The organism is Pseudomonas sp. ICMP 561, from assembly GCF_002699985.1.
GTDB lineage: Bacteria > Pseudomonadota > Gammaproteobacteria > Pseudomonadales > Pseudomonadaceae > Aquipseudomonas > Aquipseudomonas quasicaspiana.
The window spans coordinates 65,191-87,869 of sequence record NZ_LKBT01000023.1; the positions used below are offsets into that span (position 1 = coordinate 65,191).

Here is a 22,679-nt window from a genome sequence, read left to right on the forward strand (position 1 = left end):
TTAATCAGAGTCCTTGTTCGCTGAGCCACAGGTTCAGCGCCGCCAACTGCCACAACTTCGAGCCGCGCAGAGGAGTCAGTTGACCTTCCGGGTTGGTCAACAGTTTGTCGATCATGGCAGGGTTGAACAGGCCGCGATCCTGGCTTGGGTCTACCAGCAAGTCACGTACCCAACCCAGCGTGGCCCCTTCCAGATGCTTGAGGCCCGGAACCGGGAAGTAGCCTTTTTTACGGTCGATCACTTCCGAAGGAATGACCAGACGCGCAGCTTCTTTCAGTACCTGCTTGCCACCATCGGGCAGCTTGAATTTGCCGGGAACACGCGCCGACAGTTCAACAAGGCGGTAGTCGAGGAACGGTGTACGCGCTTCCAGACCCCAGGCCATGGTCATGTTGTCAACGCGCTTGACCGGGTCATCAACCAGCATAATCGTGCTGTCCAGACGTAACGCCTTATCTACCGCCGCATCAGCACCTGGCTGAGCGAAATGCTCACGGACGAAATCGCCCGCTGCGTCATTGGCAGTCAGCCATTTAGGCTGGACGGTGGCGGCGTACTCGTCATAGCTGCGGTCGACAAAGGCATCTCGATAGGCAGCGACCGGGTCGGCGGCGCCATCGACTTGCGGATACCAGTGATAACCGGCGAACAATTCGTCTGCACCCTGGCCGCTTTGCACCACTTTGCAATGCTTGGCGACTTCCCGGGACAGCAGGTAAAACGCGATGCAGTCGTGGCTGACCATCGGTTCGCTCATGGCGCGGAACGCCGCAGGCAATTGCTCGATGATCTCGTGTTCCTGAATACGCAGTTGATGGTGATTGGTGCCGTAATGCTTGGCGATCAGGTCGGAGTACTGGAATTCGTCACCACGTTCACCGCCTGCATCTTCAAAACCGATGGAGAAGGTCGACAGGTTTTCGACGCCGACTTCCCGCAGCAATCCAACCAGCATGCTCGAATCCACACCGCCCGAAAGCAGTACGCCCACATCTACTGCGGCACGTTGACGAATCGCCACGGCTTCGCGGGTGCTGTCGAGCACACGATCACGCCAGTCTTCCAGAGTGAGGTTAGCCTCGTCAGCGTGCGGCCCGTAAGGCAGACGCCACCACACTTTCTGCTCGGTCTTGCCGTGGGCGTCAATGCGCATCCAGCTGGCCGGTGCGAGCTTTTCGACACCGGCAAGCAGCGTGCGCGGGGCAGGGACTACGGCGTGGAAGTTCAGGTAGTGATTGAGCGCTACCGGGTCGAGCATGCCGCTGATGTCACCGCCTTTCAGCAGTGCAGGCAGCGTTGATGCGAAGCGCAGGCGTTTGTCGGTACGCGAAAAATAAAGCGGCTTGACGCCGAGACGGTCACGAGCGATGAACAATTCCTGCTTGTCGCGATTCCAGATCGCGAAGGCAAACATGCCGTTCAGCTTGGGCAGCAGATCAACGCCCCAGGCGTGATAGCCCTTGAGCAACACTTCGGTGTCGCCGTCGGAATGGAACTGATAACCCAGGCCTTGCAGCTCGGTACGCAGTTCGGGGTAGTTGTACACCGCACCGTTGAAGGCCATGGACAGACCAAGGTGGCTGTCGATCATCGGCTGCGCCGAGCCGTCCGACAGGTCCATGATTTTCAGGCGGCGGTGACCAAGGGCAATCGGCCCCTGGCTATGAAACCCCCACGCATCCGGGCCGCGAGGCGCCAGCTCATGGGTAATGCGTTCAACAGCGGCTAGATCCGCTGGTTGATGGTCAAAACGTAGTTCACCTGCTAGTCCGCACATAAGTCCTTACCGGTTTTCCGTTGGGGAAGGTGGCTGAGAAAATGCAGCCACCCATGAACTGACCCATGGGAAACGGGGGAGTTTTAGATCAATCGGTTATAAGCAGGGGAGGTGTATGAGATCCGTAGGACCGGCTTTAGCCGGGAGAGGGTCATTCAGGCGATGCATTTTTTATCGATAGAGACATCGCTCTCCCGGCTGAAGCCGGTCCTACGGGCCAGCCATCAATACCCCGTCATCTCCAGATACCCCACACCCTTATGGCTGCCACTCAAGGTAATCGGGCCTTCCCAGTAGGGGATCTGCAGGTCCATCCAAGCCTTGGGGTTCAGTGCTTCGGTGGTGATTTCCAGACCCTTGCCGGGAATTTTTACCGACCAGCGGGTCGGCATGTCGTGGCCTGCAACACGTGTGTTGGCCAATGGCGAAAGGCTGATGTCCTTGGCCGTCAGCAACTGGGTGCTGCCGTCAGCGTCGATCCATGTGCCGGTCAGATAGGGCTCACCCTGTTTTTGCCGCATGCGATACAGCATCAACTCTTCGCCGCTGTCCAGATGCACTGAGAACCAGTCCCAGCCGGTCTGATTGGCAGTCAGCGGCTGGCTGCTCCATTCTCGATCCAGCCACGCCGGGCCGCTGACTTGATAGCGTTTGCCAGCAATGGTCAGTTCGCCCTCGGCCTTGAAGTAGGGCTGGCTGTAATAGTAAGAGGCCTGGCCCTGTTCGGATTTCTGGCTGAAACCCTGTGTACCTTGCAGCACTAGCGGTTTGCTGGAGGTCAGGTGAAGTTGATAAGCGAACTGCGGACCTTTCGCCTGTAATTGCATGTCGGTCAGTGGATTTGTTTCAGTCGAATCGCTGTGCAGCTTCCAGTCGTCTATCCACGCGGAAAATGGCGCAAGGTTTACACCCGCTTGCTGAACGCCACCTCGGGCATAACGCTCTGCCGCGTAGTGTTGCGTGGCTGAAGTCACGGCGGCATGGCCCATCCAGATCGTGCCGTCGTTCCACCCGGATCCCTGACTGCCAGCCCGTAGCGCATTGCGGAACAGCGTCCATTGCACGCCGAAACTCTGTCCTTGCTCGTCTTTGAGATTGGCAGTGATGTACCACCACTCGATGCGGAATCCCGGATGCGGACCGTGATCCTCCGGGAAAGTGAACTCACGGCCCGGCGTAACCGGGGTGAACTGTTCGGCCTGATGACCCATCCCGGCGAAACCCTGCTCGGGTTCTTCTGACTGTTCGCAGCCAGCAAGGGTCAGCAAAATCAGCAGGAACAGGCAGTTAATTTTCATTGGCAAACGTCCTCAGCAGGTCGGCAGGGCGAGTGCGGGATAACTTCAACAGCGGCCATGCGGAGGCGAGCAGGGTCGCAAGCAGTGCCAGCGCGGCCAATTGCAGGAGCTGCATCGGGAAGATATGCAGCGGCAAGCGCCAGCCGAAGGCCTGCACATTGATCACTGCGTCCAGACACCACGCCAGCAGCAAGCCCAGTGGCAACGCCAGAATCAACGTCAGCACCGCCAGCAACCAGGTCTGGCCAAGATTGAGTAGCATTAATTGTCGTCGCGAGACGCCTAGCGCCCACAACGGCGCCAGTTGGCCCAGGCGGCTTTGACTCTGGGTCAGCAGGCTGATGAACAGCGCGATGCCCGCCACCGCCAGCGTCAGGCTGTTGAGGGCGGCCGTGGCGGCGAAGGTGCGCTCGAAAACCTGCGTAGACCAGCCTTTGAGCTGGCTCTGATCAATGATGTGATTATCGTCCAGAGCAAAGCGCTGTTGCAGTTCACTCACCAGAGCGGGCACTGCGGCCGGATCGATGCGCAGGTTGAAGCGGTTGGCAGCCAGTTGCGGCCAGTGGCGCAGCAAGTGTTCGGCATTGACCAGCAAGTGGCCCTTGGGATTGCCGTAGTCGGCGTAGATACCCACGATGCGCAGCGTCCATTGGCCGTCAGGGGCAGGGATTTCCAGGCTTTCGCCGACCCTCAGTTTGAGGCGGCGGGCCAGTTGTTCGCTGATCATGACGCTATCACTCTGCACCAGTTGATCCCACGGATCACCACTGGCGGCCTCCAGTAGCGGCCAGTGTTCACGATAGGTTGAATGATCCACCACGCCGAACAGGTCCGCAGGCCAGCCTTGCAGTTGGATCGACACTTGTCGGTTCGGCAGCACAGCGCTGACCTTGGGCTGTTGCACAAGCCAGGCCTGTATTTCAGGGGCTTGGGCAGCATTTTGCGGCGTGACGTACAACTCGGCGGTCAGCCGTTGTTCCAGCCAGTTGCCGAAGGTTTGCCGAAACCCGGACGTCATGCTCCCCGCGCCTATATTGGCCGCCAGCGCCAGTAATAGAGCCATCAATGCCAGGCTCAGCGCGGGCAATTGCTGACGGCAATCAGCCAGAAACCATTGGCCCAGCACCGAACGGCTGCGTCCCAGCAAAGCGTTGAGCAGACCATTGAGGAGCACCGGTAAACCCAGCGCCGCAGCCAGCAGCAGACCGCCCGTCAATACGAAACCTGCGGCGAGGCTGTCGCCGAGCAGCAGCGCGGCCAGTGCAGTAATTGCCGCGCCGCCCGCAACCCAGGCCTGTCGGCGCAACCAGCGACCGTGAGCCTGATGCCAGGCTTGTGGATTGGCCAGCGCCAGCAAGGGCAGGCGCGCCGCGCGAAGCAGACTGTTCGCCCCAGCCAGCAACGCACCCAGCACACTCAGGCCAAGGCCGCCCAGCCACCAGATCGGGCTCAGGCTTAGTTGCCCGGCGACCTCCGCCCCATACAAACCGCGCAGGCTGGCAGCTACATCGGGCAGTAGCAGGCTCGCCAACAGATAACCGCTGGCAACCCCGAGCAGCCCGCCGAGCAAGGCCAGAACCCCCAACTCCATACCGAGCGCTGCAATCAGCATTCTGGCGCTGACCCCGCAGGCGCGCAGGTTGCGTAGCAGTCCACGCCGCTGCTCCAGTGCCAGGCCGATGGCCGCATGCACAATGAACAGACCGACGATGAAGGCCAGCACGCCCAGAGCGTTCAGGTTCAGATGGAAACTTTCGGTGAGGCGCGTCAGATTGTTCTCTTCGCCGCTTTTCTTCAGTTGAATCAGTCCGTTCAATTCCGCTGGCAATGCCGGATTGCTCGCGGCGAAGTCTTTGGGCAGCAGCAGGCGTGACACTTGATTGGGCATCTGCAGCAGTGGCTGAGCGAAGCCGATATCAGTGAGCAGCACGCCGGGTGCCATATCGACTCGACTGTGCAACGGTGGCAGGAGCAGGCCGTTACTGGTCAGCGGTTGTTGCCCTTCATGGAGGCCCAGCGCTTGCAGTGTCTGGGTAGCGATCCAGGTCTGACCGGGTGGCGTGAGGAAATCAACGATCCCGTTCAGATCAAGGGTCTGTCCAGCCACCGCTGTCCCGCTGGGCAATGACACCGGTTCAATGCCCATCAGTTGCACACGGCGGTCTTCCAGCCCTTGAAGAGAGATCCTGCCCTGCACCACGGGCGACACCGGCCAGCCTTCACGGCGCAGGCTGATAAACACATCCTGGGAGAATGCCCCGTTGTTGGCGGTAGCCAGACTGTTTTGCGGTTCGCCGCCGATCAACTGGCTGGCCTGGGCATAGCTTTGCCGAGCCTGACTATTGAGTGCCTGAACGCCGGTCAGTAGCGCCGTTGCCAGCCAAAGTCCTGTCAGTACACTGAAAAACTGCACCGGGTGACGTCGCCAGTGGCTGAGCAGCGCGCGCAATGTCCAGTAGAAAACCCGCACTTCAGCGATCGCTCTCGGTTGCCAGACGGCCGTGGTGCAGGATCACTTTCTGAGCCAGTCGCTCGGCAACCCGCGGGCTGTGGGTGACCATCAACAGGCTGGTGGCGCTGTCGGCCAGCAGGTCCAGCAGCAATTGCAGGACTTCATCGCTGGTGGCTTCATCGAGGTTGCCGGTGGGCTCATCGGCCAGCAGCAGGCCGGGCCGCGATGCCAGCGCCCGGCCAATGGCAACCCGCTGTTGCTGGCCGCCGGACAGTTGTTCCGGATAACGCTTGAGCAAGTCCCCAAGTCCCAGTCGTTCCACCAGTTGCGCCTGCCATTGCGGCTCATAACGCCCGGCCAGCCGCGCCTGAAATGCCAGATTGTCTTCAACTTTGAGGCTGCCAATCAGGTTGAATTGCTGGAACACCAGGCCGATTTCGGTACGGCGCCAGTTGGCGAGTTGTGATTCGCTCATAAGATCCAGCCGCTGCCCGGCAATTTCGATCTGCCCCTCGTCGGCCTGATCAAGGCCAGCCACCAGATGCAGCAACGTGCTTTTGCCGCTGCCGGATTCGCCCATCAAGGCGAGACTGCTGCCTTTCTGCAGAGATAAATCCACTCCACGCAAAACTGCCAGTGGACCTTGGGCGGTGGCGTAGCTCTTGAAGACGTTTTTTACTTCAAGCATGGGGGGCTCGATTGGCGGGTTTGTAGGGGGAGGATAGCAATATTGTGTACATATCCGTTTTTATGGTCACGGCTACTATTGGTTGCGCTTTTACAGCGTGTCACTTTTGATGGAGCGCAAAAGTAACCAAAACGCTCTTGCCCCACCACTGGGTGCCTCGCTGGTGCTCGGCATGCCCGTAATCCGACATTGCTGCGTGGGGCCGCCGCCACCGGCCATCCATGGCCTGAGGCGGCTAAACCGGCATCCCTGCCGGTTTGCCCCACACAGCAATGTCGAATTCCGGCCGGCGTGGTTTAACGGGGCGCCTTAGATCAAAATCAAAAGCGCGGCGGCCTGAGAGCCGACCTGGTTGTGTGGGTTTTCCGGTTTTCTGTAGGAGCTGCCGAAGGCTGCGAAGCGATGTGTCAGACGACGTCTGTGTTGGCTGTGCTGACGTCTCGCGAACAAGTTCGCTCCTACCGTGCCCCCCGTGTATTCGCTTTGCTTTTGATCTGCTTTTGATTTTAGGCGCCCCGTTAAACCACGCTGGCCGAACGCAGATTCTGAAGCGTGGGCAACCCGGCAAGGATGCCGGGTTAGCCGCATTGGGCCATGGATGGCCCGTTGCGGCGGCCCACGGTTCAGGATCTGCGGGCGGGTACACCGAGCATTAGCGAGGTGCCGAGTGGTGGGGCAAGAGCCTTTTGGTTACTTTTGGGCCCCAAAAGTGACGCGCCGTAAGGGCGCAACCAATATCAGCCGTTACCCCAACAATGGATATGTACGCAAAAATCACCGCATATCTCCGAAGACCGGGAGACACATATCACTTCCCCCGAATCAACTCCCGCAACATAAACCGATTCGAATGACACGCCTCAGCCACACTGCGGGGCAATGGCAGCGGCTCGTTATCAAGCCAGGCAGCAAGCAACTCGGCGCACAGTGGCGCGGTAATCAGGCCGCGAGAACCATGACCGCTATTGATGTACAAACCATCCAGCCAAGGGCAGGGCGTTTCGGGAATCTGCCGAGCATCCTTGCCGAGTGCAGCATAGGCCTGGACGAACGAGTCCTTGTCCGCCAACGGCCCGATGATCGGCAGATAATCCGGGCTGGTGCAGCGAAACGCCGCCCGACCCTGCAACTGTTGCGTCGGCAAATGAGCGATATCGAGACGCTCACTCAGGTCTGCCGAGATTTCCTGCAACAACTGCAGGTTGCCCAGATGATCGGCGGTGCTGGGACTCAAATCCTCATTAGTGAAATCAAAACTGGCCCCCAGTGTATGTTCACCCAGCCGTGCCGGAGCAACGTAGCCCTCGGCGCACACCACCGTGTTCATCGCTTTGCTGGCCTCAGTCTGCGCCAGGCGCGTGATCTGTCCTCGAATACGCTTGAGCGGTAGTGCCGCACTCAAGGGGAATTGCTTGATATCGGCGGCACCCGCAAGAACCACGACCTCGGCCTGATCCAGCAACACGTCGCCATCCCAGGCTTGCCACTGGCCGGATTCACGACGCAGCTCGACGGCGTTGTGATGCAGTTGCACGCGAACATTTGGATGACCGACATGCGCATGACACAACGCAGGGGGATGCACCCAGCCCCCTTCAGGAAAGAACAGGCCGCCGTTCTCTAGCTGCACACCGCTGCGGGCTTCGGCGGCCGGCTTGTCCAGAAGATGCAGCAGCTCTTCTGGAAAGGCCGCTGCCAGTTGTGCCTGACGTTGTGCTTCCTTGTCGTTGAAGGCCAGTTGCAGAACGCCGCAAGCATCCCAGTCGACGCCCCTTTGCAGGCGTTCGAGAATACGGCGGGTATAACCAAAACCACTGAGTATCAGTTGCGATAACGCTGTGCCGTGGGCGGACAGTTTCAGATAAAGAACACCCTGCGGGTTACCCGACGCTTCCTGCGCGAGGTCGTTGTGACGCTCTATCAACGTCACTTGCCAGCCTCTTGCCGCAAGGCTTGCAGCGGTGGTGCAACCTGCCATTCCGCCGCCAATGACCATGGCCTTGCGTTCGCCATTGAGTGGCGCGGGGCGAGCGAACCAGGGTTTTATCGCTGGCGCTGGCGTGGCATCTTCCGGCCAGCCAAGGAAGGCGCCGCGCAACACTTCCCACTTGTGTCCAATGCCCGGCACGCGCTTCATTTTGAAGCCCGCAGCGTTCAGGGCGCGACGGACCCAGCCAGTACTGGTGAAGGTGCTGATGGTCGAATTCGGTGCGGCCAGTCTGGCCAGTTCGGCGAACAGTTCAGGAGTCCACATCTCCGGATTTTTTGCCGGGGCGAAGCCGTCCAGGAACCATGCATCAATCTGCCCATCCAGTTGCGGCAGCATGTCCAGTACATCGCCGATCAGCAGGGTCAGCGTCACGCGTCCGCCGTCGAACACCAGACGCTGAAAACCCTCATGCACAGCCACATATTGTTCCAGCAGCGGGCCTGAAAAAGGCGACAGTTCCGGCCAGAGATTCAACGCACGATGCAGGTCTGACTGGCTGAGAGGGAATTTCTCGACGCTGACAAAATGCAGTCTCGCAGACGCAGGTGCGCACTCGGCGAACAGCTGCCAGACGCAGAGAAAATTCAGTCCCGTACCGAATCCCGTCTCGCCGATCACCAACCGACCGTCTTGCGGCAATGCGCTGAAACGATCGCGCAGGTCGTTTTGCACCAGAAATACGTGTCGGGTTTCTTCAAGGCCTGCTCCCGTCGCAAAGTAGACGTCGGAAAACTCCCGGGAATGGGGGTTACCCTGTTCGTCCCAGTCGAGCTGGGCATGGCGGGTGATGGTCACAGTCTGGCTCGGCTTGTGTGCGGGGGCGTGCATGTTAACGCAGCAAGCAGCGGACCTGTAGGCGCGGGTTGTATCGCCTGGCATGAAGCAGAAGCGCCTGCTGCTGGTATTAACTATCTACCCCCTGAGGCACGACCAAACCTGATCACGTGCAGACTCTTTTATAGGAGTCATGCAATGAGCAAACCTGTAATCCATCCCCACCAGCACCACATCAAAAAAAACCTGCCCTCCTGGTATGTCTATGCAACCGCGGAATCGCGTCAGCGATTGCATCGCGACATGCTGCGCAGCCACCACCTGCGCAGCCAGGTACAGAAGTTTCTGGGCAGTATGCAAGACCTTATGGCGTTCGCCAGGCCGTTGTTATCCAGGGCGCTGACGCAGGCATTCGGGCCTGGCCTGGATGTCGACCGTGATCACTTTCGCCATGTCCGCTTCGCCGATACCTGGGTGCCACTGCCCAGTGAGTTGGTGGAGCGCAGCTTTACCGTGCAGTCTTTACTGGAAGCTGCGCTGCAGAATTTTCACCAGGAGGAAGTCGATGAAGTCACCGCCGATTCGGTGATTTATCACGGCAAGCCCAATCTGGCGAACTTCGCTTCGGGCAGCAGTTACCCTCATGCCCTGAAGGTGTCGCCAGCGAAGTTCATGGCGCTATGTCGCACCCTGGATATTGGTGGCCAATACCAGAATCATCTCAAGTCTGTACTGGAGCCAGTTTCAAGCACGTTGGCGACGGGGGCGTTAAGCACCACACAGATCAAGGATGCGCTGTGTCATCAGGCGCGCAATGCTTTGTACGTCCAGGCGCACCTTGCGTACATGCAAGGGAGCGAGGTGCTGTCCGGCGACGCTTACCGCTCGGTTTTGGCGGCCAGCGGGCATTGGGCGGATCAGGGACGGACGCAGGCCTTGGATATCCAGCATCTGACACTGCTCGGTTTTGCCGTGCGCGACGTTCTGGTTTTCCAGGCCCGCAGCCTGAGCGGCTGTGTGGTGTACGTGCCGGGCGACCCGACTGCTCCCCTCAAGGAATACGAGTCACTGGACCAGTTCGTGAGAGAGCTGCGCGCAAAGCTGAGAAACGCTGGATACCAACGCTATTTCGCCGGGTTTATCGCGCAACGTCGCAGAGCCGAGTTTCTCAACACGCTTGGCGCGTGCCTGACGCCTATGCGCGACCGTCGAATACCCGGAGATACGGGGCTGATACCCAGAATGTGGAGGGTGCCAGAGGTCGATGAACATGCCGATCTGAAGCCGGTCGCCGAGACCCTTCCTTATCCGCTGCTGGAGTATTTGTATTTTCAGCGAATGTTGCGCATCAAGGATGACGCCAGGGCATTGGCTGTGCCCACCGGCGATGAGGATGAAGCCTCACGTCGCGCGCGGCTGGCTCATTGTCTGGCAATGGGCATGAATGTGGCCAACCTGGCAGCTTTATTTGTGCCGGTGCTGGGCGAGGTCATGATGGTGGTCGCAGGTGCGCAATTGTTGGTCGATACCTTTGAGGGGGTTGAGGCATGGGCGCTTGGCGATATGGATCAGGCGCTTGAACATCTGGCCAGCGTTGCGGAAAACCTGGCGATGCTCGCGGTCTTTGCCGCCGCAGGTAAAGCTGCGACTCCAGACGAACTGCCAGCGATCAAGGACTCTTCGTTTGTGGGCAAGATGATTCCCGTCAGACTGGAAAATGGTCAGGCGCGACTGTGGTCAGTTGACCTCAAGCCCTTCGCCGCCGATGTCGTCCTGCCGCAAGGTATCAAGCCCAGTGCCGAGGGTGTCTTCGAACATCAGGGGGTTAAATACATAGGGTTGCAAGGACGGTTCTATCGGGTAGAGCTGGACACTGCGCTGAATAAATGGCGAATCAGAATGCCGCGCGGCAGGCGTTTTTCTCCAAAACTGGAGCACAACGGCGCAGGCGCCTGGCGGCATGAAGGTGAAAACCCGTTGCTGTGGGATTTGAAAACCTCGTTCCGGCGTCTGGGCTACCCGGTGGCGGATTTGTCCGTGCAAGTCGCTGAAGACATTCTGAGCGTAACGGGGGCCGATCAGGCGTTGCTTACTACGTTGCATCTTGAGAGTCAGCCACCTCCCGGAGCGTTGACGGACGCCATTCAACGTTTTGCGCTGAACGAGCGTGTGATGCAGATGAATGCCGAGCACCCGGATTTGCTGTTCGAGCGCCTCAATCAGGTGCGCGAAGCCAGCGATGACCCCATGGTGCAGCTCATCAAAAGGGACTTTCCGGGCATGACCAGCGCGGCCGCTCGCGAGTTGCTGCTCGAAGCCAGCGCCGAGCAGTTGGCGACCCTGCAAACGACACAATCCATCCCTGTCGAGATGGCGGGTAGGGCACGCGGTTACCTGCAGCAAACCCGGATCAACCAGGCCCTTGAAGGCTTCTTTCTGCAGTCGCGGTCGGGCAGCGCTGACACGCTGAAACTGTCCTTGCAGGGGTTGAAGCAACTGCCGGGATGGCCCGAAGACCTGCGGATTGAAATCAGGGAGGGTACGTTCGGCGGTCCCTTGCTGGAGGGCATAGGCGAAGGTTCGACTACCCGGCGCAGGATTTTGATCAAGCAGGGCAATCGCTACCTGCCTTGTGATGCAGCAGGTAAAGAGCTCGCATCTATAGATGAATTCTTCGCGTCGGTCTTCAATGCTTTGCCTGTCGATGTACCACGTGACATCGGCGTCGCTGATGCCGTTACGCTGCGTAGACGCATTGTCAGCGACGCAACCGCGCAACGCAGGAGAGTTGCGAAGACGCTTGGCCTCAAGGAAATCAGCCCCGGTTTTCGTGGCCCGACACGTCTGGCGGATCGGCGTCTGGGTTATGAGTTGAGCGGCCGGGGCGCGGCGCTACCCGATCTGCCGGTTGAGTCTGTCGAGTTGATCACAGCGCTGAGCATCCTGTATCCAGAGGCTCCCAGCTTGCCAATCCATGTGCAGAATCTGATGTTCCGGGGCTGGAGCATCCCGCAATTGGTGGAGGCAACCCGGAGCCGATTGCAGTCCTGGGAGATGCTGCGCAGTGCTCTGGAAGGTTGGGTAAACCCCAGTGGTCCGGGGCCGTCAATTACCAACCAGCGATTGGCCGTTCGCCAGTCCATCGCCGATGCGCTAGGGCGTGCCTGGCGATACAGCGACCCGATGTCGCCCATGCACTCCAGGAACCTTTTGCTGGAAAACCTCGATCTTACCGGGCTTTCCGATATGCCCGAGCTACCGGCTCACTATGCGCAGATTCATTATCTGACGCTGAACGCCGTTACGGGTGGAGCAGAGGATATAAACCGCCTTCTGGGACGTTTTCCCGCGGTGAACCGGCTGGAAATACTTGGCCGTGGCTTGACTGAAATACCAGAAGGCGTTGCGGGAATGGGGGATCTGGTTCATCTGTCCCTCGAAGGCATGGGGCTGACGATCGATCAGCAATCCATGGATCTGTTCATGCGAGTACGAGCCCTGGACGACCTGGATCTGACCGGTAATGTACTCGGGGAAATCACCGATGTCGGTCGCCTGCATGTGTCGACACTCTGGCTCAACGAAACGGGATTGACCCAGTGGCCCTCCTGGATCGACAGCCTTCCCCTGCATACGCTGGATATCAGCGACAACCAGATTGTGCATCTGCCGGACTACATCCTCGACAACAGTGTGGGGCAGCCATCGCAGATGACCATCCATGCTTATGGCAACCCTATCGATCATGAGGAACTGCGCAGGTTCTGGATCAATGATCGCGGTTACGACATGACCTATCGCCTTGAATACGACTTCCCGGAGGAAATCCGCGATCTGGTGGTGGATACCACCTCCAGTGATGATGAAGCCTCGTCGGATGACGATGTCGATTGGCATACACACAACGCCGGTCATACGCCCCTCGCGCCGCCGGTGCCGGTGGCCGATATCTGGCTGGTCGAAGGACGCACTGAACTGAATTCAAGATTGAACGTTGCCTGGCAAGCGGTGGAAGAGGCGGCGGATGCACCCAACTTGCTGGTATTGCTGCAGCGCCTTCAAGAGGCCCCGGATTTTCAGCGCTTTCACGAAGAACTGGCCAATGACGTGATGAGGGTGCTTGAGGCCGCCGCGGCGAATCCTGAGCTGCGCGCTGAGCTGGAAGTCATGGCCAATGATCGGCTGTTCGGCGCTGATCAGACCTGTGAGGACGGCGCGAGGCTTATTTTCAGCGATATTCAGGTTGCGGTTTATGCCCGGAGGGAGTTGCAAGGCGTGTCCGAGGCGCAGCATACCGAGGTGCTGTTTCGGGTTATGCGTGGCCTGTTTCGCCTGAATGAGGTACAGGCCATTGCCGATCTGGAAATTGCCAGCAGGGAAAGTCGCGGCGTTCACGTTGACCATGCCGAAGTTCGTATGGCGTATCGAATCGGTCTGGCTGGCGATTTGAACTTGCCAGGGCAGCCATTGAGCATGGCCTGGAGCCGACTGGCCTCGGTGGACCGTCAGGCGATTCTCGCGGCACGACGCGTAGTGCTGGAGCGCGAAACAGGTGACGAATTTGTGAAGTACGCACTGGCTGATCGTCGCTGGACCGAGCGTTTGCGCACGGAGCATCAAACTGATTTGGCACGGGTGACGGCGTCTATCAGAGAGCAAATGGATGCCCTTGAGGAGCACCCACCTATCGATATTGCCGAAGATCTACGTCAGCGCGGTGAGGTCAACGCACGTCTGGTCGCTGCCCACGTGACGAACGATCTGGAAGCGTTGGCACGGGAAAATCTTGAGTTTGAACAACTGATAGCCAATCCGCCAATTGATAACGATGAATACGACCGACAGGGCCGAGCCCTGATTGCAAGTTTGAACGCGGCCGAAAGAGCCTTGCTGGAACAGCTAACCAATAACATGCGCCAGCAATGGTTCTGATTCATTGACCCATCTCCGGCAACTTTGCCGGGGATGGATTGGTCTCAGGGTTATCACCCGGTCTTAAGCAGGCGGAGGACCTGTAGGAGTGAGCTTGCTCGCGATAGCGTTACGTCAGACGATATCTATCAACGTACAAACCGCATCGCGAGCAAGCTCACTCCTACAGAGATTAACGTCGTTCCAGATGTTTACAGGGTCCAGGCCAGAGAGGAGTCATGCATGTTCGAATCCGCTGAAATCGGTCACGCCATCGCCAAGGAAACCTATGACGCTGAAGTGCCCGCATTGCGTGAAGCGTTACTGGAGGCGCAATACGACCTTCATGAGCAGGGCAAGCGTCAGATCATCGTGCTGATCAATGGCATTGAAGGCGCGGGCAAGGGCGAGACGGTCAAGCTGTTGAATGAATGGATGGACCCGCGTTTCATCGAAGTGCGCACCTTCGATCAGCAAACCGATGAAGAGCTGGCGCATCCCACCGCCTGGCGCTATTGGCGGCAATTGCCAGCCAAAGGCCGTATGGGCGTTTTCTTCGGCAACTGGTACAGCCAGATGCTCCAGGGGCGGGTTCATGGGTTGTTCAAGGATGCGGTGCTGGATCAGGCCATTAACGGTTCCGAGCGTCTTGAAAAAATGCTCACCGATGAAGGCGCGCTGATTTTCAAATTCTGGTTTCATTTGTCGAAGAAACAGATGAAATCGCGCCTCAAGCAGCTCAAGGATGACCCACTGCATAGCTGGCGCATCAGCCCGCTGGACTGGCAACAATCAAAAACCTACGACAAGTTCGTTCGATACGGCGAGCGCGTTTTGCGGCGTACCAGCCGGGAGTATGCGCCGTGGCATGTCATTGAAGGCGTTGATCCGTATTACCGCAGCCTGACTGTGGGCAGATTGTTGCTTGAGGGTATGCAGGCGGCGCTGAACGCTCCCGAGCCCAACGCTCAGCCGTTGAGCGTTGGACCACTGGCGCATAACCACGACGACGTGACCCTGCTAGGTAGCCTCGACATGAGTTTGAGCCTGGAGAAGGACGATTACGAAGAGCAGTTGATTACCGAGCAGGCGCGTCTTTCGGGCAATATTCGTGACAAGCGCATGCGTAAGCATGCCTTGGTTGCTGTGTTCGAAGGCAATGACGCGGCGGGAAAGGGCGGTGCTATCCGGCGTGTCGCTGCGGCACTCGATCCACGCCAATACAACATCGTACCGATTGCGGCACCCAGTGAAGACGAGCGCGCCCAGCCTTATCTCTGGCGCTTCTGGCGGCAGATTCCGGCGCGGGGCAAATTCACTGTTTTTGATCGTTCCTGGTACGGTCGGGTGTTGGTGGAGCGTGTGGAAGGTTTCTGCAGCGAGGCCGACTGGTTACGGGCCTATGGCGAGATCAATGACTTCGAAGAGCAATTGACCGATGCCGGGATTGTGGTGGTCAAGTTCTGGCTCGCCATCGACGACAAAACCCAACTGGAGCGATTCAAGGCCCGGGAAAAGATCCCTTTTAAACGGCACAAGATCACCGACGAAGACTGGCGCAACCGCGAAAAGTGGCCGCAGTACCGTGAGGCGGTGGGGGACATGGTGGACCGCACCAGCACTGAAATCGCGCCGTGGACACTGGTTGAAGCCAATGACAAACGCTGGGCGCGAGTGAAGGTGTTGCGCACGCTGAATGAGGCACTGGAAGCGGCGTTTGCCCGAGACAAGAAGAAATAGGACGCGCCGGGCTATCTGTGGGAGCCGAGCCAGCTCAGCTCCCACATAGACCGCGCTATTCCGTAGGACCGGCCGGGCGGCGTTCCGCTTTAGCCGGGAGGGCGTCGGGACATTCACTACATATTCTTCGTCAGAAATACCGCTCTCCCGGCTAAAGCCGGTCCTACGGGATTGCAAGCAAACATAGAAGCTTCCACAGATGGTGCAAAGGGAGTTGGACCAGCTTTAGCCGGGATGAGGCCAGAAAGGTCGCTGATAATGGGTCGCCAGCAATACCGCTTTCCCTGCTGAAGCCGGCCTCACATCATCTAAAACCTGTCACCCCTTGCAGGCTCCGAAAGAGGCCTGCGTTGCCACAGTTACCCTTGAAGAATCTGTGATTCATTACTCCGGTTACGGGCCACTTCAACTGCGGGCAGGTAACTGCTTTCGACGACATCTTTGTGCTGCCTGTCGGGGATGCTCTGAATCAAATCGGCCAACGGCATGGTCTGCCCTTGAAAGCTGGCTACCGCCAATACGACAGCACCGTAGAGCGGGGTCAAATCGCGCATGAATACTTCTCCCTAAGTAAGTCTGTTCTTGTTTGCCAAAAAACTGACGATCTATGCGTTTAAAACCGTATCAGGTTTGTAACATCACAGCTAAGAACAACTTTGGGAGTCGCCAAGACGTTTTTCTCATAACGCTTATACCGAAAAAAAACGCATGAGATCTGTCGGGTATCAAAGGGTTGGCTGGGCGTGAATCAAGGCTTGTGCAGTGTCTTCTGCCGCAGGATATAAACCGTGACCAAAACCGCACAGGTCAACATAAATACCCTTGCCCAAATGTTGGGCACGAGATAGCAGGAAAACCCGATGCTGATCCACATCGAGACAATCGCGTAGACCTTGCCCTTGAGCGGAATACCGTTGCCTTCCAGATAGCCACGAATCCACGGGCCCAGTCGTTTGTGATTGACCAGCCAGTTATAAAAGCGTGGAGAGCTGCGAGCAAAGCAGGCGGCGGCAAGCAGTAGAAAAGGCGTGGTGGGCATAATCGGCAGGAAAATCCCGATCACCCCCAACGTCACGCTTATCCAGCCAACGCCAAGAAAGGTATACCGCACGAACCGATTAGGGCTCGTGCGTGGTGAGGCTTGCGCCATAGGCGCAGACTCAGTGGTGGCGGGGCTTGAGGATTGCCGGTTTCTCGTCCGGTGCCTGGCACAGCAGGTACAGCGCTGTCAGAGCTTCCGGGATCTGCACGATCATGTCGTCCATCAGATTGGCATCTGCGGCGATATCGGAGAACTCAGGCTGCTCATCGAACAGACCCGAACCGACCATGATCGGCAACAGCATTTCGCTGACTTCTTCCTCGGCGGTTTCGAACCAGGCGCTTTCGCGCAGGAACACGCCTTCCATGAAACCGATGCACCAGCCGCGCAGATCGGAATCGTCCGGCTCGTCGCCCAGATCCAGGTCGCATGGCAGTTCGAATTCTTCGTCTGAAGCCAGTTGGCGAGCGATGTGCGCCTGCAACTGGATCAGCGTACCTTCGATCTCTTCGCGCTGGGCGTCATCGGCGTAATGGGGTGGCTCGGAGAACAGCGCATCGATCCACTCACGCTCAGGCACGCTTTCAGCACAGATCGAAAGGGCGGTCAGGTAGCCATGAGCGGCCACGTAGTCCAGTGCCTCGTCATGCAGTTCATCTGCATCGAGGAAGACTTGGAGGCGGTTTAGTTGCTCAGCGAAGGACATTGACAGGCTACCTTGAAAATAAACGATGCTGAATTCTAGGCCCTGAGCGTCCCGGGCGCCAGCGCGGAGGCAGACGCATTACGCTATAGCTTAATTTCGACCGCTTATATCCATGCCACCCCTTGCCTGTGGCACGTCGGGTATACTGCCGCGCTTTAGCAGTGCAGCAGGACATTCTGGGGTTTTTATGCTCGAACAGGCGCAACGCGTACTTAAAGACATCTTCGGTTATGACAGCTTCCGTGGTCGCCAGGGTGCCATTATTGAACGCGTGGCCAGCGGCGGTGATGCGCTGGTATTGATGCCCACTGGCGGTGGCAAGTCGCTGTGCTTTCAGGTGCCCGGCCTGTTGCGTGACGGCCTGGCGGTAGTGGTGTCACCGTTGATCGCCCTGATGGACGATCAGGTCGCGACCCTGGAAGAGCTGGGCGTTTCGGCGGCGGCGCTGAACTCGACCTTGAGCGCGGACCAGCAGCGCGAACTGGCCAACCGGATTCGTCTGGGCGAAATCAAGATGCTGTATCTGGCCCCGGAACGTCTGGTCCAGCCGCGCATGTTGGCCTTTTTGCAGAATCTGCAGATTGCCCTGTTCGCCATCGATGAAGCTCACTGTGTATCCCAGTGGGGCCATGACTTCCGCCCTGAATACCTGCAGCTGGGCCAACTGGCCGAACTGTTCCCCGATGTGCCGCGTATTGCCCTGACCGCTACGGCAGACAAGCGTACCCGTGAGGAAATCGTTACCCGGCTGCATTTGCAGAACGCCGAACGTTTCCTGTCCAGCTTTGACCGGCCGAATATTTTTTATCGCATCGTGCCCAAGGAGTCGCCGCGCAAGCAGCTGTTGGCTTTTTTGTCCGAGCGTCGCAGCGATGCCGGTATCGTCTATTGCCTGTCGCGCAAAAAAGTCGACGAAGTCGCCGCGTTTCTGTGTGAAAACGGTTATCCGGCGCTGCCTTATCATGCCGGTTTGCCTTCAGAAACCCGAGCCGCCAACCAGAAGCGCTTCCTCAATGAGGAAGGCCTGATCATGGTTGCGACCATCGCGTTCGGCATGGGCATCGACAAGCCCAACGTGCGGTTTGTTGCGCACATGGACTTGCCCAAGTCGCTTGAGGCGTATTACCAGGAAACCGGTCGGGCGGGGCGTGATGGTCTGCCTGCCGATGCATGGATGGCCTACGGCCTGCAAGACGTGCTGATGCTCAAGCAGATGCTGCAGAACTCCGAGGGCGACGAACGGCATAAGCGTCTGGAGCATCACAAGCTGGATGCCATGCTGGCGCTGTGCGAAGAGACGCGCTGCCGTCGTCAGACGCTGTTGGCCTATTTCGACGAAGACATGCCTCAGCCCTGCGGTCATTGCGACAACTGTGTTGATGGCGTTCAGACCTGGGATGCCACCGAGCCTGCGCGTCAGGCGCTATCCGCGATCTATCGCACCGGCCAGCGTTATGGTGTGGGTCATCTGGTCGATGTATTGCTGGGTAAATCCACTGAGAAGGTACAAAGCTTCGGCCATCAACACCTCTCGGTATTTGGCGTTGGCAAGGCGCGCGCCGAGGGTGAGTGGCGTTCGTTGTTCCGCCAGCTGGTTGCCCGTGGGCTGGCTGATATCGATCTGGAAGGCTACGGCGGCCTGCGTCTGAGCGACACCTGTCGCCCACTGTTGCGGGGCGAAGTGACGCTGGAGTTGCGTCGCGATCTGAAGCCGCAGACCACCGCAAAAAGCAGCTCCGGCAGCCCGGCTAGTCAACTGGTGCGAGGCGAAGAGCGCGAACAGTGGGAAGCGTTGCGTGCCTTGCGTCGCAAGCTGGCCGAAGAGCACGGCGTGCCGCCTTACGTTATTTTCCCGGATTCGACGTTGCTGGAAATGCTGCGCAGCAAACCGGAAACCATGTCCGACATGGCCCAGGTCAGCGGCGTCGGCGCACGCAAACTGGAGCGTTACGGCGAGGCCTTCCTTGAAGTGCTGGGCGGTGCTGCCGAAGCGCCGAAAGTCGTGGCTGATGTGCGCCACGAACTCATCAGTCTGGCCCGCGCCGGTATGACCCCTGCACAGATTGCCGGACAGTTGCAGTGCACCGAGAAGAACGTCTACAGCATGTTGGCTGAAGCCATCGGCAAGCAGCAGCTTTCGCTGGAGCAGGCACTGGATTTGCCGGAAGATCTGCTTGGCGAAATTCAGGATGCATTTCTCGACGGCGAGGGCGAGTTACCTCCCGTGGCCGCCATCGCCGAACAGTTCACCGGGCGCGTGCCTGAGGGTGTTCTGTATTGTGTACGCGCTGCGCTGCAGGCTGAGTTCGAGGTTTGATTCCTGGCGAGGATGCCGCCGTGCGCCAGATGCAGGAAATTCTGTAGGACCGGCTTTAGCCGGGAGCCGATCTGTGCACACGCCACATCTGTGTTGTCAGGTCTTCAATCCTCCCTGCTAAAGCCGGTCCTACAGATCTGGACGATCCCGGCCCAATTCATCTACTTACAACCCCTCACTTGCCTCAATCCTGACGCCATGGTTAGCTGACTAATAATTAGTATCGACCACGAGTTTTCTATGCCAATGACAGATGAACATCGCTTCGGTATGCAACTGGCTCATATGTCCCGAGGCTGGCGTGCTGAGCTGGATCGACGCCTTGCCGATCTTGGGCTGTCTCAGGCGCGCTGGTTGGTGCTGCTGCATCTTGCCCGTTTTCAGGAGCCGCCAACGCAGCGCGAACTGGCGCAGAGTGTGGGTGTTGAAGGTCCGACACTCGCACGTTTGCTCGACAGCCTTGAAGCGCAGAGTCTGGTTCAGCGCCATGCGGTAGCTGAAGATCGCCGGGCAAAGAAAATCGTCCTGTGCGATACCGCTTGGCCTTTGATCCAGAAGATCGAAGCCATCGCCACAGCATTGCGGGTCGAGCTGTTTGCGGGTATCGATGAAGAGGAGCTGCGGGTTTGCATGCGCGTTCATACGCGTATCCTCGCGAACCTCGAAAGATCCTGAGGCACACACGCTGCTTCTCGCTCATACTTGCAGCCAAGACATTGAAGTCCACGCCATATATTGAATATGCAATGAAGCCTTTTCAGGTTTCGATAAGGGTTCGTATGCGCAACAGCTCTCAGGCGGCTACACGATCAGGTTTTGCCAGGACCGCTTTACGTCGCGGCTTCATAGTCGCGGCTTTATCTTCGGCATCGATGTTGTACTCGACGTTGGCATCCGCATTGGGCATGGGCGATATCACCCTGCACTCGGCCCTCAATCAGCCGCTGAATGCTGAAATCGAATTGGTGGAAACCGCAGGCCTGAGTGCCGATGACATCGTCGCAAGACTGGCCTCGCCGGAAGAATTCGCCCGGGCGGGTGTCGATCGGGTGTTCTTCTTCAATGATTTTCGCTTCACGCCGGTCATCCGCGGTAATCGTGGCGTGATTCGCGTGGTATCAAGCAAACCGGTCACCGAGCCTTACTTGCAGTTCCTGGTACAAGTCATTCGGCCAGGCGGCGACATGCTGCATGAATACACGTTGCTGCTGGACCCGGCGACGTCTGAGCAGGGACGTGCTGCGGTGGCGGGAAGGCCCCGGGCGTCCGCGACACCAGGCGCCGAGCAGTCACGAATGCCGGTTGCACCACCCGTGGCACTGGAAGGGAAGCGCTACTCGGTGGTGGGCGGAGATACGCTCAACTCCATCGCACGACGCATGCAGGGATCGGGCGGCAGTGCTTCGGCAGGACGACTTGCTGACGGTATCAAGGCGCTCAATCCTCAGGCCTTTCCTAACGGCGACAGCACGGCGCTGAAGGTCGGACAGAGTTTGTTGCTGCCTGATGCAGCAGTTTTGCCCAACAGTAATCCTGCGCCCGCATCAACAGCAGCAGCTCCGCAACCAACGGCGCAGGCCCAGCGTGGCGCTGAGCAGCTCGCCGTTTCAGCCATCGAAAATCAGCTGCTGACCAAGACCGTGGATGACCTGCGCGTTCAATTGGAGGGCATGCAGGCGTCCATTGATAGCAAGGACAAGCAGATAGTCAGCTTGCAGACCGAGTTGGCGGAGAGTCGTGGCACCACGGCACAGCCTGCTCCGGCAGTACCCGCACCGGTCGATACGCCTGCCGCAGTGCCGGCTGCCGGTCCACAGCCGCAGGAGGATTCTTTGCTGACCTCGCCGCTGCTGTTGGGTGCTCTGGCGATTCTGCTCTTGCTGCTCGTGCTTGCGTGGTCGGTGCAACGTAACCGGCGCAAGCAATCCATTCCCAAGCCAGCCGTCGTAGACCCAACCTTGAGTAACCCGGCCCGTGAGCCGGCTGTCCCGACTTACGACACGGCAGCCGCAGCCGTCAGAGTGACGACGCCCGTTGCCACGGCTCCGGCGCCTGCCCGCCCGGCCCCGGCCCGTGCGGCCGCAGGCAGTACCGATGCGCTGGATGGCGTCAGTATCTACATTGCTTATGGTCGATTCGCCGAGGCCATGGGGATTTTGCGCGATGCGTTGGCCAAGCAGCCCGAGCGTACGGATATTCGTGTGCGTATTCTCGAGTTGTTGGCAGAGCAGGGTGACTCAGCAGGTTTTGCTCAGGAAGAACTGCTTGCTCTCGAGAATGGCGTGGAGGCCGAGCAGGTTCAGCAAATTCGCTCGCGTTATCCACAGCTCAAGCCTGCCGAGGAGGCTTCCAGTGTCACTCCGGCGGTACTTGCCGCAGCGCCCGTAGCTGCAGCAGTTGTTGCGGCCGAAGTTGCTAAAGCAGTTGCGAACGAAGAGCCCGCCCAGCTTGATGAAAATGCCGCCGCAGCGGTCCATCCTGAACCTGCGTTCGATGATTTTCAGTTGAACCTGGATGACTTGTCGATGGATGCCGACTGGGATTTGGTGGATCCATTCGACAAGCCGGTGGCTGTGCGAGCTGAAGCACCGACAGAGGAGGTTACGGTTCACGAGCCCGAATTCTCGTCGAATCTCACCGAGCTGCCCGGCGTGGAGGAAATTCCGGATGATCGTTTCCTCAGTGATTTCCCTGAAGAAGAGGGGATCATCGAGTCAAACAGTGACGCTCTCGACGACTCATTCCTGGATGGCTTCATGGATGAGTCGGGCGAGTTCGACCTGCTTGATCTTGAAGAGGTCCCGCTGAGCAAGGTCAATCAGGCTCAAGTGCTGATCGATGAAGGCGATATCGAGGGCGCTCGCGAGCTGCTGCAGCAAGTGATTGATGAGTCTGATGACGAACACCAACAGACGGCTCGTGATCTCCTGGCCGGTTTGTAGGCGCCGTCCCAGTGTTAATGGCTCCAGGCTGTCGAGAAGCAG

13 protein-coding genes are annotated in these 22,679 nt (G+C 58.6%); 5 read left to right on the plus strand and 8 right to left on the minus strand.

Annotation, left to right across the window (positions count from 1 at the left end; genetic code table 11):
• Positions 1-4: 4 nt before the first annotated feature.
• The 5 genes from AO242_RS16580 to mnmC all read right to left on the minus strand — a co-directional run bounded on the left by AO242_RS16580 (position 5) and on the right by mnmC (position 9,000).
• A complete protein-coding gene (locus AO242_RS16580) occupies positions 5-1,777 on the minus strand; it encodes an N-acetylglutaminylglutamine amidotransferase (RefSeq protein WP_099269589.1) in 1,773 nt (590 codons plus the stop codon).
• 224 nt (positions 1,778-2,001) lie between these two features.
• The gene (locus AO242_RS16585; protein ID WP_099269590.1) at positions 2,002-3,075 is read right to left on the minus strand and encodes a lipocalin-like domain-containing protein; all 1,074 of its coding nucleotides are present in this window, start codon (positions 3,073-3,075) and stop codon (positions 2,002-2,004) included.
• Positions 3,065-5,545: an ABC transporter permease gene (locus tag AO242_RS16590; protein WP_099269591.1), complete on the minus strand. Its 2,481-nt coding sequence runs from the start codon at positions 5,543-5,545 to the stop codon at positions 3,065-3,067. The genes AO242_RS16585 and AO242_RS16590 overlap by 11 nt, the downstream gene beginning before the upstream one ends.
• A 1-nt stretch (position 5,546) precedes the next feature.
• Positions 5,547-6,215, minus strand: coding sequence for an ABC transporter ATP-binding protein (locus AO242_RS16595; RefSeq protein ID WP_027899424.1), 669 nt, complete (start codon positions 6,213-6,215; stop codon positions 5,547-5,549).
• Positions 6,216-7,023: 808 nt separating this feature from the next.
• Positions 7,024-9,000 (minus strand): bifunctional tRNA (5-methylaminomethyl-2-thiouridine)(34)-methyltransferase MnmD/FAD-dependent 5-carboxymethylaminomethyl-2-thiouridine(34) oxidoreductase MnmC, encoded by a 1,977-nt coding sequence (gene mnmC / locus AO242_RS16600; RefSeq protein ID WP_099269850.1) that lies wholly within the window; start codon positions 8,998-9,000, stop codon positions 7,024-7,026.
• 177 nt (positions 9,001-9,177) lie between these two features.
• Between mnmC and AO242_RS16605 the strand changes: the two genes are divergently transcribed.
• Both AO242_RS16605 and pap read left to right on the plus strand, forming a co-directional pair.
• Positions 9,178-13,911 carry a dermonecrotic toxin domain-containing protein gene (locus AO242_RS16605; RefSeq protein ID WP_176560647.1) on the plus strand — a complete coding sequence of 1,578 codons (4,734 nt, stop codon included), beginning with the start codon at positions 9,178-9,180 and terminating at the stop codon, positions 13,909-13,911.
• Positions 13,912-14,133: 222 nt separating this feature from the next.
• Positions 14,134-15,630, plus strand: coding sequence for a polyphosphate:AMP phosphotransferase (gene pap, locus AO242_RS16610; RefSeq protein ID WP_099269593.1), 1,497 nt, complete (start codon positions 14,134-14,136; stop codon positions 15,628-15,630).
• Positions 15,631-15,989: 359 nt separating this feature from the next.
• On the opposite strand, the gene AO242_RS16615 is transcribed toward pap, so the two are convergent.
• From AO242_RS16615 to AO242_RS16625, 3 genes are all read right to left on the minus strand, one after another.
• Entirely contained in the window at positions 15,990-16,184 is a 195-nt protein-coding gene (locus tag AO242_RS16615) for a hypothetical protein (RefSeq protein ID WP_099269594.1), read from the minus strand.
• Between the two features lie 194 nt (positions 16,185-16,378).
• Positions 16,379-16,780 carry a YbaN family protein gene (locus tag AO242_RS16620; protein ID WP_099269595.1) on the minus strand — a complete coding sequence of 134 codons (402 nt, stop codon included), beginning with the start codon at positions 16,778-16,780 and terminating at the stop codon, positions 16,379-16,381.
• Positions 16,781-16,790: 10 nt separating this feature from the next.
• Positions 16,791-17,378, minus strand: coding sequence for a UPF0149 family protein (locus tag AO242_RS16625; protein WP_027900056.1), 588 nt, complete (start codon positions 17,376-17,378; stop codon positions 16,791-16,793).
• Positions 17,379-17,565: 187 nt separating this feature from the next.
• On the opposite strand from AO242_RS16625, the gene recQ reads away from it, so the two are divergent.
• The 3 genes from recQ (at position 17,566) to AO242_RS16640 (ending at position 22,637) form a co-directional block, all read left to right on the plus strand.
• The gene (gene recQ / locus AO242_RS16630) at positions 17,566-19,695 is read left to right on the plus strand and encodes a DNA helicase RecQ (RefSeq protein WP_099269596.1); all 2,130 of its coding nucleotides are present in this window, start codon (positions 17,566-17,568) and stop codon (positions 19,693-19,695) included.
• A gap of 240 nt (positions 19,696-19,935) precedes the next feature.
• The gene (locus AO242_RS16635; RefSeq protein WP_027900054.1) at positions 19,936-20,370 is read left to right on the plus strand and encodes a MarR family transcriptional regulator; all 435 of its coding nucleotides are present in this window, start codon (positions 19,936-19,938) and stop codon (positions 20,368-20,370) included.
• A gap of 230 nt (positions 20,371-20,600) precedes the next feature.
• Entirely contained in the window at positions 20,601-22,637 is a 2,037-nt protein-coding gene (locus tag AO242_RS16640; RefSeq protein WP_257153453.1) for a FimV/HubP family polar landmark protein, read from the plus strand.
• Positions 22,638-22,679: the final 42 nt, after the last annotated feature.